The following is a 14,602-nucleotide window of genomic DNA, read 5'->3' as shown; positions in this document are numbered from 1 at the left end:
GAGCGGGGGAGAGGGAGGAGGGAGAAAAGGGAGGAGGAAAAAGGGGGGAGAGGCAGGGCGGGGAAGGGGGGCGCGGTGGGGGGAGGGAGAGGAGGGGAGAAGGAGCGGGGAAGCGGGGGCGCGGAGGAGGGGGAAGCGAGAGGGGAGAGGACGGCGTGGTGGGGCGTATTGGTTGCTATTCGGCTGTATGGTGGGGAGGAATAGGGAAGGATGCGGAGTGAACGATTTCTATTCGGTCGAGGACGTCGCGGAGCTGCTCGGGCTGCACGTGAAGACCGTGCGCGGGTACGTGCGGGACGGGAAGCTCAAGGCGGTGCGGATCGGGAAGCAGTACCGGATCGCCCGGGCGGAGGTGGAGGCGTTCACCGGGGGCGGGGTGCCGGTGGGGCCGGCCCGGGCGGAGGTCTCGGCGGTGGTGCAGGTGGACGGGGTGGGGGCGCGGGACGCGGACCGGCTGGTGACGGGGGTGCTGGCGGCGGCGTCGGCGTGGTCGGGCGGGCCGCGGCCGCTGTGGGTGCAGGCGGTGCGGGAGGAGGAGCGGAGCGCGTTGCGGTTCGTGGTGATGGGCCCGCCGCGGCGGGTGTCCGAGGTGCTGGCGCTGGTCGACGACTTGACGGGGGGCCTGAAGTGACCGGGGTGCGGGAGTTGGGCGGGGTGCGGGTGCTGGTGGCGGCGGCCGAGGGGGAGGTGGTGGCGGGGGAGCGCCAGGCGCTGGACCTGCTGGGCGACGCGTACTACCAGGAGGCGCCCTGGGTGGCGGTGCCGGTGGAGCGGCTGGGGGCGGAGTTCTTCCGGCTGCGCAGCGGGGTCGCGGGGGCGGTGGTGCAGAAGTTCGCGCAGTACCGGACGGGCCTCGCGGTGGTGGGTGACGTCGCGGCGCACGTCGCGGTGTCGGACGCGCTGCGCGACTTCGTGCGGGAGAGCAACCGCGGCCTGCAGCTGTGGTTCGTCGCGGACCTGCCGGAGCTGGCGGGGCGGCTGTCGTCCTGAGCGGCAGCAGCGGCGGCGGCGGGCTCCCAACCGGGGGGTTATGACCGGCAGTTGACTTGAGTGCGGGGTCTTTCGGTGACAGGTGACATGTGCAACTGTACATGTCACCGGTCGTCGAGGGGTACCTCGGCGGCCACCGACCCTCCGCCGTGCCCCGAAACACGGCGCCACATCGGCCCGGAGGCCCCCACGTGCGAACCTTCCGGATGTCCCTCGCGTCCGCAGGACGGACGCTGAGTCTGTTGTTGTCCCTCTGTATGGCCCTCGGGTTCCTCGGCGCGCTGGCGCCGGGAGCCCGGGCGGCGACCCGGGCCGAGCAGAAGCCGGCCGAGTCCGAGAAGTCCGGGGCGTCCGCCGAGGCCCTCGCGGCCGACCGGGCGGCGAAGGCGGGCAAGGAGGCCCCGCTGAACTCCGCGGCGGCCGAGCGCCGCAAGGACTCCGCCAGCAACGTCCGCTCGGACGCCGACAAGCGCCCGCCGCTGGTGGCGCAGGGCGCGCCCGGCGGGCTGCCGGGCGAGGTGCCCGCCGCGACCACGACCTGCAACGCCTCGGACTTCACCGGTCGCTCCGGTGCCGCCCTGGTGGCGCAGATCAAGGCGTCCACCGTGGACTGCGTCAACTCGCTGTTCCTGCTGAAGGGCAACGACGCGAAGGCGGCGTTCAACGAGTCGCAGATGGTCACCGTCGCCAACGCGCTGCGCGACCTGTCCGCCGCCTACCCGGGCGACAACTCCACCTCGGCCCACCAGATCGTGCTGTACCTGCGGGCCGGCTACTACGTGCAGTGGTACAACGCGGACGTCGTGGGCACCTACGGCGGCAGCCTGAAGGGCGCGATCGAGGGCGGCCTGGACGCCTTCTTCGGCAACGCGCACTCGCGGGACGTCACCGACGCCAACGGCGAGACGCTGGGCGAGGCGGTCACCCTGATCGACAGCTCGCTGGAGAACGCCCGCTACCTGAACGTGGCCGAGCGCCTGCTGAACGGCTACGACAGCAGCTACGACTCGTCCTGGTACATGGTCAACGCCGTCAACAACACCTTCACGGTGTACTGGCGCGGCCACCAGAACAGCGACTTCCTGCCCGCCGTCAAGGCGGCCCCGGCGGCGCTGGACGCCCTGCAGTCCTTCGCGACCCGCAACCTCGGCCTGCTCGGCGGCGACAACGACTTCCTGGTCGCCAACGCGGGCCGCGAGCTGGGCCGCTTCCTGAAGTACGCGGAGCTCCAGGCCGAGGTCCGCCCGATGGTCAAGGGCCTGCTGGACCGCAGCTCGATCACCGGCAGCACCGCCTCGCTGTGGGTCGGCCTGGCCGAGATGACCGACAGCTACGACCAGGCCAACTGTTCGTACTACGGCACCTGCGACCTGGTGAACCGGGTCAAGGCCGCCGTGCTGACCGTCAACTACGCCTGCAGCGGCAGCATCGACGTCATCGCCCAGTCGCTGACCTCCGACCAGCTCGCCACCGCCTGCACCAGCCTCAAGGGCCAGGACGCGTACTTCCACAAGGTGGCCAAGGACAACGGCCCGGTCGCGGACGACCGGAACACCACCATCGACGTGGTGGTCTTCCACTCCAGCAGCGACTACCAGAAGTACGCGGGCGTCATCTTCGGCATCTCGACCAACAACGGCGGCATGTACCTGGAGGGCGACCCGACCGCGGCCGGCAACCAGCCGCGGTTCATCGCCTACGAGGCCGAGTGGGTCCGCCCGGACTTCCAGATCTGGAACCTCAACCACGAGTACACCCACTTCCTCGACGGCCGGTTCGACATGTACGGCGACTTCGACGCCGGCATGACCACCCCGACCGTCTGGTGGGTCGAGGGCTTCGCCGAGTACGTCAACTACGGGTACCGGGGCGCCGACTACACCGCCGCGATCGACCAGGCCGGCCGGCACACCTACGCGCTGTCCACCCTGTTCGACACCACCTACGAGAACGCCGACCAGACCCGGATCTACAACTGGGGCTACCTGGCCGTCCGCTACATGCTGGAGCAGCGCCGCTCCGACATGGACGCCGTCCTCGCCGAGTACCGCACCGGCGACTGGGCCGGCGCCCGCAGCATCCTGAAGACCACCATCGGCACCCGCTACGACGCCGACTTCGCCACCTGGCTGACCGCCTGCAACACCGGCGCCTGCGGCAACGGCTCCGGCACCAACCCGCCCACCGAGCCGGGCGGCGACTGCACCGCCACCAGCCCGCAGCAGATCGACCTCGGCTGCAGCCGCACGGACGCCGCCGCGGCCGCGGGCGACTACTCCTACTTCTACGTGTGGGTCCCGGCCGGCACCGCCAACCTGACCGTCAGCTCCGGCGGCGGCACCGGCAACGCCGACCTGTACTACAACGGCAGCACCTGGGCCACCACCGGCGCCAACACCGCCAAGTCCACCGACAGCGGCAACACCGAGACCCTGACGATCGCCAACCCGCCCGCGGGCTGGAACTACGTCAGCCTGTACGCGGCCGGTGGCCAGCCCTTCTCCGGGGTCACCGTCACCGCCGCCAACGGCACCTCCACCACCCCGCCCGGCAACGGCGGCACCGAGTGCACGGCGGCCGACACCCGCCGGCTCGACGAGGGCTGCGTCCGCAGCAACGTCTCCGCCACCGCGGGCAACTACGCGTACTTCTACGTCTACGTGCCGGCCGGCACCGCCAGCCTCAAGGTCAACGCCTCCGGCGGCACCGGCAACGCCGACCTGTACTACAGCGGCAGCACCTGGGCCACCACCGGCGCCAGCACCGCCAGGTCCACCAACAGCGGCAACACCGAGACCCTGACCGTCGCCAACCCGCCCGAGGGCTGGAACTACGTCAGCCTCCACGCCGCCCAGGACTTCGCCGGCGCCACCGTCAGCGCGACCTTCTGAGCCGGTCCACCGCACCGAACGGCCCGGTCCACCGCACCGAACGGCCCGGCCCACCGCACCGGTGGGCCGGGCCGCCGCGCGTCCCCGGATGGGCGATCATGGGGGGACCGCACCCGCAGCACCGAGGAGCCCGACCCGTGGCCGAGATCGTCCTGTTCCACTCCGCGTACGGCCTGCGCCCCGCCGTCACCGCGGCCGCCGACCGGCTGCGCGCCGCCGGGCACACCGTGCACACCCCCGACCTGTACGAGGGCCGGACCTTCGACGAGCTGGAGGAGGGCATGGCGTACCGGGACGGGGTCGGCAACGACGAGCTGCTGCGCCGGGCCGTCGGCGCCGTCGCCCCGCTGCTGCCGGCCCGGGGCGGGCTGGTGTACGCCGGGTTCTCGCTCGGCGGGTCGCTGGCGCAGAACCTGGCGCTGGCCGACGAGCAGGCCCGCGGGCTGGTGCTCTTCCACGGCACCTCGGACCTGCGGGAGGACGCCGCCACCGAGATCCCGGTGCAGCTGCACGTCGCCGAGCCCGACCCGTTCGAGTCCGACGACTGGCTGAACACCTGGTACCTGTGGATGACCCGGGCCGGGGCCGACGTCGAGGTGCACCGCTACCGCGGCGCCGGGCACCTGTACACCGACCCCGAGCTGCCCGACCACGACGCCGAGGCCGCCGAGCGGACCTGGGCGGCCGCGCTGGCGTTCCTGGCGGAGATCGACGAACAGGGCTGAGCGCCCTCAGGGCGCGAACACCACGCGGCGGCTCTCCGCGTCCGGCTCCAGGAGGGCCAGCAGCCGCCCGCCCTCCCGCTCCAGCTCCGGGCGGCGGCCGTGCGGGAGCAGCGGGGTGAGGGTGAGGACGGCCGCGCCGCGCTCGCACGCGTGCTCCCACACGCCCGCGACCAGGCCGTCCACCAGGTAGGTGGCCAGCAGCGTCCCGTTGACGGCCCGGTAGACCTGCTGGTGGATCCCGGCGGGCAGCATCCGGGTGCGGTCGGCGTGCGAGAGCAGCGCGGCGTCCCACTTCGGCAGGAGGCGCACCGGCAGCTCGCCGTCCGGCTCGGCGGGCGGCGGGGCGCCGGGCAGGTCGAGCAGCTCGCGGCCGTCCCCGGCCCGGTAGCGGACCAGCCCGTCCAGGCCGTCCAGCTCGGCCAGCGCCGGGTCGACCTGGCGCAGCCGCAGGCCGGTGAAGTGCGCGAGGTCGGCCCGCGAGGCCGGGCCGTAGCCCGCCAGGTAGCGGCGCAGCAGGCGGGCGGTGGCGGCCGGTTCCGGCGGCAGCTCGCCGTCCCACAGCACCATCCGGGGCTTGCCGTGCGCCCGCCAGTGCCCGGACGGGGCGACGTGCACCAGCGGGAGCAGCGCCCGCGGGTAGTGCAGCAGGTCCGCGGTGCGGACCCGGCCGCCGGAGGCCGCGGCGGTGTGCTCGCGCAGCTCCTCGGCGCTGCGCGGGACGGCGGCGAAGGCCCGCAGCGAGGCCTCCAGGGCGCCCTCGTCCAGGTCGGCGTCCTGGTGCCGCCCGCGCAGCTCGGTCAGCCAGCGGCGGCGCCAGGCCGCGGCGAGGTGCCCGTAGTCGGCCCCGGGGACGAGGTGCAGGGTGCCGCGCATCAGCGTCGACTTGACCACCGTGCCGTCCAGCAGCGCGGCCTCCAGTTGCCGGGGCTCGAACCCGGGCAGCCGGGCCCACAGCGCCAGGTGCGGCGAGGGCGAGTACTGGGCCTGGAGCGCGGTCAGCCTGGTCACGGCCGCGGTGGCGTCCAGCGGCTCGGTGCGGTGCAGGAGCTGGCGGCCGAAGTAGGAGGCGGTCAGCTCGCGGTCGGAGAGGGTGCGGGCGGCGGGCATCGCCGGGCCTTCCGGGTCGTCGGGAGGGGCGCCCAAAAGTAACAGTCCGTCAGCGCGGGGCGGCCCCTCGGAGGGGGGTCAGGAGGAGGATTAGACTCGGGGGCGCGATCCCGGAAGCCGTGGTCCGAGCCCCGGTGGTGGCTCGGGCCTCACGTGTTTCAGCCCTCTCCCAGGACCCCGGAGGCCCCGCCTTGAGCGACCAGCCGTACGCGCACCTGCACGTCCACACCGAGTACTCGATGCTGGACGGTGCCGCCCGGTTGAAGCAGCTCTTCCAGGAGGTCGAGCGGCTCGGGCAGACCCACGTGGCGATGACCGACCACGGCAACATGTACGGCGCGGCGGAGTTCCACAAGCAGGCCGCGGCGGCGGGCATCACCCCGGTGATCGGCATCGAGGCGTACGTCGCCCCGGACGCCCGGACCAACACCAAGCGCGTGCTGTGGGGCCAGCCGCACCAGAAGAAGGACGACGTCTCGGCGTCCGGCGCGTACACCCACAAGACCATCTGGGCCCGGAACAAGGAGGGCCTGCACAACCTCTTCAAGCTGACCTCGCGCTCCTACGCGGAGGGCTGGCTGGTGAAGTGGCCCCGGATGGACAAGGAGATCATCGCCGAGCACGCGGCGGGCCTGATGGCCACCACCGGCTGTCCGTCCGGCGAGGTGCAGACCCGGCTGCGGCTGGGGCAGTTCGACGAGGCGGTCCGGTCGGCGGGCGAGTACCAGGAGATCTTCGGCCGGGAGAACTACTTCCTGGAGCTGATGGACCACGGCCTGGAGATCGAGAAGCGGGTCCGCGACGGGCTGGTCGAGATCGGCCGGAAGCTGGGCATCCCGCCGGTGGTCACCAACGACTCGCACTACACCACCGAGGCCGACGCGGGCGCGCACGACCTGCTGCTGTGCGTGCAGACCGGCAAGAACCTCTCCGACCCGGACCGCTTCCGGTTCGACGGCACCGGCTACTACGTCAAGTCGGCCGCCGAGATGTACGCCCTGGACTCCTCGGACGTCTGGCAGGAGGGCTGCCGCAACAGCCAGCTGCTGGTCGCCCAGCGGGTCGACACCACCGGCATGTTCGAGTTCAAGAACCTGATGCCGCGCTTCCCCATCCCGGAGGGCTTCGCGTCCGAGGCGGACTTCTTCCGGGCCAAGGTCTGGGAGGGCATGGACTGGCGCTTCCCGGGCGGCTACGACGAGGAGCACCGCGAGCTCGCCGAGTACGAGATGGACACCATCGTCCAGATGGGGTTCCCGGCGTACTTCCTGGTGGTCGCCGACTTCATCATGTGGGCCAAGAGCCAGGGCATCGCGGTCGGCCCCGGCCGCGGTTCGGCGGCCGGTTCGCTGGTCGCCTACGCGATGGGCATCACCGACCTCGACCCGATCCCGCACGGCCTGATCTTCGAGCGCTTCCTCAACCCCGAGCGCATCTCGATGCCCGACGTCGACATCGACTTCGACGAGCGCCGGCGCGGCGACGTGATCCGCTACGTGACCGAGAAGTGGGGCGCCGACAAGGTCGCCATGATCGTCACGTACGGCACCATCAAGGCGAAGGCCGCGATCAAGGACTCCTCCCGGGTCCTGGGCTACCCGTACGCGATGGGCGACCGGATCACCAAGGCGATGCCGCCGGACGTGATGGGCAAGGGCATCCCGCTGTCCGGCATCACCGACCCCGCGCACCCGCGCTACGGCGAGGCGGGCGAGATCCGCGGCCTGTACGAGAACGACCCCGACGTGCGCAAGGTGATCGACACCGCGCGCGGCATCGAGGGCCTGATCCGGCAGCCCGGCGTGCACGCGGCGGGCGTGATCATGTCGGCCGAGCCGCTGACCGACCACATCCCGGTGTGGACCCGGCACACCGACGGCGTCACCATCACCCAGTTCGACTACCCCACCTGCGAGGGCCTCGGGCTCCTCAAGATGGACTTCCTCGGCCTGCGCAACCTGACGATCATGGACGACGCGGTCAAGGCGATCGAGAAGAACAAGGGCGTCAAGATCGAGCTGCTCCAGCTGCCGCTGGACGACAAGCCCGCCTACGAACTGCTGGCCCGCGGCGACACGCTGGGCGTCTTCCAGCTCGACGGCGGCCCGATGCGCTCGCTGCTGCGCCTGATGAAGCCCGACAACTTCGAGGACATCTCCGCCGTCCTGGCGCTCTACCGGCCCGGCCCGATGGGCGTCAACTCGCACACCAACTACGCGCTGCGCAAGAACGGCCAGCAGGAGATCACCCCGATCCACCCGGAGCTGGCGGAGCCGCTCAAGGAGATCCTGGAGCCCACCTACGGCCTGATCGTCTACCAGGAGCAGGTGCAGAAGGCCGCGCAGATCCTCGCCGGGTACTCGCTCGGCCAGGCCGACCTGCTGCGCCGCGCGATGGGCAAGAAGAAGAAGGAGATCCTGGAGGCCGAGTTCGTCCCGTTCCAGCGGGGCTGCCGGGAGCGCGGCTACTCGGACGCGGCGATCCAGGCGGTGTGGGACGTCCTCGTCCCGTTCTCCGGCTACGCCTTCAACAAGGCGCACACCGCGGGCTACGGGCTGGTCTCGTACTGGACGGCCTACCTGAAGGCCAACTACCCGGCCGAGTACATGTCGGCGCTGCTCACCTCGGTCAAGGACGACAAGGACAAGTCCGCGGTCTACCTCAACGAGTGCCGCAAGATGGGCATCCAGGTGCTCCCGCCGGACGTCAACGAGTCGGACGCCGACTTCACCCCGCACGGCAGCGAGACCGTCCGGTTCGGCCTGACCGCGATCCGCAACGTCGGCGGGCCGGTGGTGGAGTCGATGATCCGGACCCGGAGGGCCAAGGGGAAGTACGCCTCGTTCCCGGACTTCCTGGAGAAGGTCGAGTCGGTGGTGTGCAACAAGCGCACCGTCGAGTCGCTGATCAAGGCCGGGGCGTTCGACTCGCTCGGGCACACCCGCAAGGGCCTGACCGCCCAGTTCGAGCCGATGATCGACAACGTGGTCGGGATCAAGCGCAAGGAGGCGGAGGGCCAGTTCGACCTCTTCGGCGGGGACGCGGTCTCGGACGAGCCGTCCTTCGGGCTGGACGTGGTGTTCTCCGAGGAGGAGTGGGAGAAGCCGTTCCTGCTCACCCAGGAGCGCGAGATGCTCGGCCTGTACGTCTCCTCGCACCCGCTGCACGGCATCGAGCACGTGCTCGCCGACAAGGCGGACTGCGCGGTCGCCGACCTGGCCGAGCGGCCCGACGGCGCGATGGTGACCATCGGCGGCATCATCTCCGGCCTGCAGCGCAAGATGACCAAGCAGGGCAACGCCTGGGCGATCGCCACCGTCGAGGACCTGGCGGGCTCGATCGACTGCATGTTCTTCCCCGCCAGCTACCAGCTGGTCGCCTCCCAACTGGTCGAGGACGCCGTGGTGTTCGTCCGCGGCAAGCTCGACCGGCGGGAGGACGTGCCGCGGCTGATGGGCATGGAGCTGTCGGTGCCCGACCTGAGCAACCTCGCGGCGCAGCTGCCGATCGTGATCACCGTGCCGGAGGACAAGCTGACCCCGCCGATCATCGGTCGGCTCCGCGAGGTGCTCGTCCACCACAAGGGCAGCACCGAGGTGCACGTCCACCTGCGCAAGGAGAAGTCGACCGTGGTGCTGCGGCTGGACCGGCACCGGGTGAAGACGGACCCGGCGCTGTTCGGCGACCTCAAGCAGCTGCTCGGGCCGAGCTGCCTGGCGAGTTGAGCGCGCCGGGGCCCCGACGGAGTGCGGTCTCCGCCGGGGCCCCGGCGCGCGGGTCGGGCCGGGTCAGGCCTCCTTGACCACCAGGGTCTTGGCGGCCTTGTCGTGGAAGCACTGCTGGAGCGGCTTGTCCCACAGCTGGGACAGGCAGTTGACCAGCGAGATCAGGCCGCCGACGAACGGGATCACCATCGGGCCGCCGTAGACGCCGGCCCGGGCCCACAGCTCGTTGTCGGTCGGGCGGCCGCCGTGGGCCGCGCTGACCACCCGGAGCCGCATGGCCTTCTTGCCGACGGTCTGGCCGTGCTGGGTCAGCAGCATGGCGCCCTCGTAGCCGACCATGACGATCCCGGCCAGCACGTAGTAGAGGACGCTGCCCGCGGTGACGGCGGCCAGGACGACGAGGGGGATGAGCAGGACCGCGGTGTCGATCAGGCGGGCCAGGAAGCGGTCCACCGGCGCGGCCAGCACCCGGGTCCCCGGAACGGGCTGCGCGCCGGGCGGCGGGGTCGGGGCCAGCCAGCCGGGGAGCCCCGCGCCCTGCGGGTACTGGCCGTACGGGCCCTGCGGAGGCCCGTAGCCGGGAGGGGTGTTGCTGCTCATGCGTGCGGCTCCAGCTCAACTGTGGGGAATCCTGGAGCCGTTGTACCGGTACGGGGGTGAACGGGGAAGGACGATCCGACAATCGTTACTCAGTGCCAGCGGTAACGGCGCCGCAGCGCGTCGACCACCAGCTGGAAACGGGCCCGGTCCAGGGCGCACGCCTCGCGCCGCATCCCGCCGTCGCGCACCCGGAACACCCGGTCCAGGGCCACCCAGGAGTCCCGCCCGCTGCGGTCCCACGGGCCCGCACCCAGCGGCACCCAGTCCCGGTCGTCGTCGTGCCCCTTGCTGGACAGCATCACCGTCAGCAGCGAGCCGCCCCGCTCCCGCGCCACCACCAGCACCGGCCGGTCCTTGCCCCGCCCGTCGTTCTCCTCGTACGGCACCCACGTCCAGACGATCTCGCCCGGGTCCGGGTCGCCGTCGTGGTCCGGCGCGTACTCGGTGCGGACCGGGCCCACGCCCTCGGCCCGGACCTCCACGGTGGCGTCCGGGCCGAACCGGCCCGGCTGCTCCTGCTGCTCGTTCAACTGATGCATGGCGGAAGGCTAGCGACCGTCCGTGAACGGCGGGAGGGTCAGGCCGAGCGGAGTTCGGCCGGGACGGCCGAGTGCAGGGCCGCCGAGAACGCCGCCACCGCCGGGTGCGCGGCGCTGCCGGCCCGGAAGGCGGTGCGGGTGCGCCGGTACAGCGGCAGCCGGGTCAGCACCACGCCCGGCGGGCACCGGTCGATGCCCAGGTGCGGCACCAGCGCCACGCCCTGGCCCGCCGCGACCAGGGCCAGCTGGGCGGCGAAGTCGTCCACCCGGTGGCGCACCCGCGGGCCGAACCCGGCGGACTGGCACACCCGTTGGACCATCGCGTGGCAGAGCGTCCCGGCCGGGGAGACGATCCACGGGCTGTCCCGGTGCCCGGCCAGGGCGCCCGCCGACCGGGCCGCCAGGTACAGCGGCTCGGCGAACACCGGGCCGGTCAGCGCGATCCCGTCCTCCGGCTCGCCCGGCACCAGGTCGTACTCGTGCACCAGCGCCACGTCCAACTCGCCCGCGCGCAGCGCCCCCGCCACCGCCGCCGGGTCCACCTCGCTCACCATCGCCTCCAACTCCGGGTGGCGGGAGGCCAGTTCGGCCAGCGCCGCGGGCACCAGGGCGCGCACCGCGGACGGGAAGGCGCCGATCCGCAGCGGCCCCGCCAGCCCCCGCCGGGCGTGCGCCAGCTCGGCGTCCGCCCGCTCCAGCAGCTCCAGCACCGCCTCGGTGTGCCGCACCAGGTTCCGCCCCGCCGGGGTCAGCGCCACCCGCCGCCCCGTCCGCTCCAGCAGCGGCACCCCCGCCTCCCGCTCCAGCACCGACAACTGCTGGGACACCGCCGAAGGGCTGAACGCCAACGCCTCCGCGACCGCCGCGATCGTCCCGTGGTGGGCCAGTTCGCGCAGCAACCGCAACCTCCGCACATCGAGCATCGGCCCAGCTTACGAGAAGCATCGGAAACGTGAACTGGACCTGCACGGTCATCGCCCGGCAGGCTTCCCGCATGGAACTCCACGGCATCCACGTCCCGCTGGTCACGCCCTTCACCGCCGACGGCGCCCTCGCCCTCGACGCCCTGGAACGGCTCGCCCACGACAGCCTGGAAGCCGGAGCGGCCGGACTGGTCGCCCTCGGCACCACCGGCGAACCCGGCTCGCTGACCGACGCCGAACGGGACGCCGTGGTCGAGGTCTGCCGCCGCGCCGCCGACGCGCACGGCGCCGTCCTCACCGTCGGCGCCGGCCACGGCGGCACCGCCCGCACCGCCGGAGCGCTCACCGCCCTGGACGGCCGGGCCGACGCCGCCCTGGTCGCCGTCCCCGCCTTCGTCCGCCCCGGCGCGGCCGGCGTCCTCGCCCACTTCCGGGCCCTCGCCGAGCACAGCCCGCTGCCGCTGGTGATCTACCACATCCCGTACCGCACCGGGCAGGCACTGGGCGCCGCCGCCCTGCTGGACCTGCTCGCGCTGCCCGGCGTCGCCGGGATCAAGTACGCGCCCGGCGGCATCGACGAGGAGACGGTCGCCCTGCTGGCCGCCGAGCCGCGCGGCGTCCTGGCCGGGGACGACCTGTTCCTCTCCCCGCTGCTCGCCCTCGGCGCCGACGGCGGCATCCTCGCCTCCGCCCACCTGGAGACCGCCCGCTTCGTCGCCCTGCACCGGGCCTGGCAGGACGGCGACGCCGCCCTCGCCCGCAAGCTCGGCGCCGAACTCGCCGCCCTCTCCCGGGCCGCCTTCGCCGGCCCCAACCCGACCGCGCTCAAGGCACTGCTGCACCGCGCCGGACGCATCCCGACCCCCGCGGTGCGGCTGCCGCTGCTCGCGCACGACCTCGGGGGCGGCATCGGGGACGGCAGCGGGGACGACTCCGGGGACGACTTCGGGGACGCGTGAGGGAGGACGGATCGCGCGCAGGATTTCCGGCGGGAGAGGCCCTGCGCAGGAGGGATTGCCGCCCCGGACGGCAAGCGTTCACGCCTTGGGACGCCCCCGCCGGAACCCGTTCTGACAAGGCATGATGGGCCGGGACAACCGGCCCAACCGGTAGCAGGAGGAGAGACGGATGAAGATCGGCATCGTAGGTGCCACCGGTCAGGTCGGCGGCGTGGTCCGCGAGATCCTGGCCCAGCGGAACTTCCCGGTCGAGCAGCTGCGGCTGTTCGCCTCGGCCCGCTCGGCGGGGCGCACCCTGCCCTGGAAGGACACCGAGGTCACCGTCGAGGACGCCGCCACGGCCGACTACACCGGCCTGGACATCGTGATCTTCTCGGCGGGCGGCGCCACCTCCAAGGAGCTGGCCCCCAAGGTCGCCGCCGCCGGAGCCGTCGTCATCGACAACTCCTCCGCCTGGCGCCGCGACCCCGACGTGCCGCTGGTCGTCTCCGAGGTCAACCCCGAGGCGATCGCGAACCGCCCCAAGGGGATCATCGCCAACCCGAACTGCACCACCATGGCCGCGATGCCCGTGCTGCGCCCGCTGCACGAGGAGGCCGAACTGGTCACCCTGGTGGTCTCCACCTACCAGGCGGTCTCCGGCTCCGGCCTGGCCGGCGTCTCCGAGCTGTACGAGCAGGCGTGCCAGGTCTCCGAGAAGGCCGACCAGCTCGCCTTCGACGGCGGCGCCGTCGACTACCCGGAGCCCGGCGTCTACCAGCGCCCGATCGCCTTCAACGTCGTCCCGCTCGCCGGGTCGGTCGTCGACGACGGCAGCAACGAGACCGACGAGGAGCAGAAGCTCCGCCACGAGAGCCGCAAGATCCTCGGCATCCCCGAGCTGAAGGTCTCCGGCACCTGCGTCCGCGTCCCGGTCTTCACCGGCCACTCGCTCCAGGTCAACGCCCGCTTCGCCCGCCCGCTCGCCCCCGAGCGCGCCGTCGAGCTGCTGACCGGCGCCCCCGGCGTCGAGCTCTCCGAGATCCCCACCCCGCTCCAGGCCGCGGGCAGGGACGCCTCGTACGTCGGCCGCATCCGCACCGACGAGACCGTCGAGCACGGGCTGTCGCTCTTCCTGTCCAACGACAACCTGCGCAAGGGCGCGGCCCTCAACGCCGTCCAGATCGCCGAGCTGGTCGCGCAGGAGCTGCGCGGCTGACCGCCGCCCGCGCCGTGCGGAGGGCCCCGGGCAGCCGCCCGGGGCCCTTCCGCGTCCGCCCGCTCACTGCCCCGGGTGCGCCGCCGCCCCGTCGACCGCCAGCGGCAGCTCCGCGGACAGCGCGGACGTCGTCCACTTGTCGCCCGGCGCGTACCACTGGAACGTCCCCGGCCCGCGGACCGGGACGTTCAGCGACAGCGCGCCGCCGCCGTCCGTGACGGCGGCGGCCAGGGTCGTCCAGGTGCTGCTGCCGGACGGACGGAACTGCAGGTACGCGGTGGCGCCCTGCTGCGGGATCTCGGTGTTGCTGTCCCAGTCGGCCCGCTGCAACCGGGCCCGGACGGTCACCGCCTCCCCGGCGGTCGCCCGGGCCGGGGCCTCGGCCAGGTCGATCAGGGCGGTGCGCTTGAGGGAGAAGCCCGCGGCGTTCTTCGCCACGTAGCGGTCGCCGTCCCGGGCCCGGATCCGCAGGTCGACGAACCAGGTCCCGGCCTGGTCGTCGAAGAGCGCCCGGGCAGTGGCCGCGACCGTCGCCTCACCGCGGCAACGGGCCGTCGTCCCGGCCCCGTCCAGCGGCGTGCAGGTCATCGGGCCCACCTTCAGGGCCGCGTAGTTCGGGCCCCACAGGCCGATCGGCTCGACCGCCCGGATGCCGGAGTCGTCGCGCGCCGTCACCTCGACCGTGACCGTACGGGTCTCGGCCGGGCCCAGCTCGACCGTCCGGCCCCCGTTGACCACCACCGACACCAGCGCGGTGTCCCCGCGGGACGCCTCCGGCGCGGTCGCGGGCACCAGCACGACGGCGACCGCCCCGACCGCCGCCACCGCGCACAACGCCACCGCACTCTTCCGCACGGTGCACCAGTATCCAGGGTCGGCGGGGTGGGGCGGGCGGGGCGGGGGTGCCTGGTGGCGGGCTGAGGGGTGGTGAGGGGGAGAGGGGCC

Annotated in this window: 12 protein-coding genes; 7 read left to right on the top strand and 5 right to left on the bottom strand. The window is 72.8% G+C overall.

The features are described 5' to 3' along the window. Positions 1–217: 217 nt before the first annotated feature. The 4 genes from OO57_RS35325 (at position 218) to OO57_RS35310 (ending at position 4,606) form a co-directional block, all read left to right on the top strand. Positions 218–631 carry a helix-turn-helix domain-containing protein gene (locus OO57_RS35325; protein ID WP_033256890.1) on the top strand — a complete coding sequence of 138 codons (414 nt, stop codon included), beginning with the start codon at positions 218–220 and terminating at the stop codon, positions 629–631. After that, positions 628–990: a DUF4180 domain-containing protein gene (locus tag OO57_RS35320; protein ID WP_033256889.1), complete on the top strand. Its 363-nt coding sequence runs from the start codon at positions 628–630 to the stop codon at positions 988–990. The genes OO57_RS35325 and OO57_RS35320 overlap by 4 nt, the downstream gene beginning before the upstream one ends. Before the next feature lie 257 nt (positions 991–1,247). Continuing rightward, positions 1,248–3,881, top strand: coding sequence for a M9 family metallopeptidase (locus OO57_RS35315; protein ID WP_324606816.1), 2,634 nt, complete (start codon positions 1,248–1,250; stop codon positions 3,879–3,881). A gap of 137 nt (positions 3,882–4,018) precedes the next feature. Next, a complete protein-coding gene (locus OO57_RS35310) occupies positions 4,019–4,606 on the top strand; it encodes a dienelactone hydrolase family protein (protein ID WP_033256887.1) in 588 nt (195 codons plus the stop codon). A 6-nt stretch (positions 4,607–4,612) separates the two neighbouring features. Here the strand turns inward: OO57_RS35310 and OO57_RS35305 are convergent, their stop codons facing one another. Beyond that, a complete protein-coding gene (locus OO57_RS35305; RefSeq protein ID WP_051778664.1) occupies positions 4,613–5,713 on the bottom strand; it encodes a winged helix DNA-binding domain-containing protein in 1,101 nt (366 codons plus the stop codon). A 239-nt stretch (positions 5,714–5,952) separates the two neighbouring features. Between OO57_RS35305 and dnaE the strand changes: the two genes are divergently transcribed. Then, positions 5,953–9,438: a DNA polymerase III subunit alpha gene (gene dnaE, locus OO57_RS35300; RefSeq protein ID WP_418909938.1), complete on the top strand. Its 3,486-nt coding sequence runs from the start codon at positions 5,953–5,955 to the stop codon at positions 9,436–9,438. A gap of 63 nt (positions 9,439–9,501) precedes the next feature. On the opposite strand, the gene OO57_RS35295 is transcribed toward dnaE, so the two are convergent. The 3 genes from OO57_RS35295 to OO57_RS35285 all read right to left on the bottom strand — a co-directional run bounded on the left by OO57_RS35295 (position 9,502) and on the right by OO57_RS35285 (position 11,500). Continuing rightward, positions 9,502–10,038 carry an RDD family protein gene (locus OO57_RS35295; RefSeq protein ID WP_051778663.1) on the bottom strand — a complete coding sequence of 179 codons (537 nt, stop codon included), beginning with the start codon at positions 10,036–10,038 and terminating at the stop codon, positions 9,502–9,504. An 89-nt stretch (positions 10,039–10,127) separates the two neighbouring features. Then, complete coding sequence (locus OO57_RS35290; RefSeq protein ID WP_033256885.1) at positions 10,128–10,577, bottom strand: type II toxin-antitoxin system PemK/MazF family toxin; 450 nt, start codon at positions 10,575–10,577, stop codon at positions 10,128–10,130. Positions 10,578–10,615: 38 nt separating this feature from the next. Then, positions 10,616–11,500: a LysR family transcriptional regulator gene (locus OO57_RS35285; protein WP_033256884.1), complete on the bottom strand. Its 885-nt coding sequence runs from the start codon at positions 11,498–11,500 to the stop codon at positions 10,616–10,618. Between the two features lie 71 nt (positions 11,501–11,571). Between OO57_RS35285 and OO57_RS35280 the strand changes: the two genes are divergently transcribed. Together OO57_RS35280 and OO57_RS35275 are read left to right on the top strand one after the other, a co-directional pair. After that, complete coding sequence (locus OO57_RS35280) at positions 11,572–12,459, top strand: dihydrodipicolinate synthase family protein (RefSeq protein ID WP_081974192.1); 888 nt, start codon at positions 11,572–11,574, stop codon at positions 12,457–12,459. 169 nt (positions 12,460–12,628) lie between these two features. After that, positions 12,629–13,657 carry an aspartate-semialdehyde dehydrogenase gene (locus OO57_RS35275; RefSeq protein WP_033256883.1) on the top strand — a complete coding sequence of 343 codons (1,029 nt, stop codon included), beginning with the start codon at positions 12,629–12,631 and terminating at the stop codon, positions 13,655–13,657. Between the two features lie 63 nt (positions 13,658–13,720). Here OO57_RS35275 and OO57_RS35270 read toward each other — a convergent pair whose 3' ends face one another. Then, entirely contained in the window at positions 13,721–14,512 is a 792-nt protein-coding gene (locus OO57_RS35270) for a hypothetical protein (RefSeq protein ID WP_158715343.1), read from the bottom strand. Positions 14,513–14,602 lie beyond the last annotated feature (90 nt).

It is taken from the genome of Kitasatospora phosalacinea (genome assembly GCF_000717185.1).
Taxonomy (GTDB): domain Bacteria; phylum Actinomycetota; class Actinomycetes; order Streptomycetales; family Streptomycetaceae; genus Kitasatospora; species Kitasatospora phosalacinea_A.
Note: the sequence above shows the minus strand (reverse complement) of the source record. Positions and strands in the feature narration are given on the sequence as shown.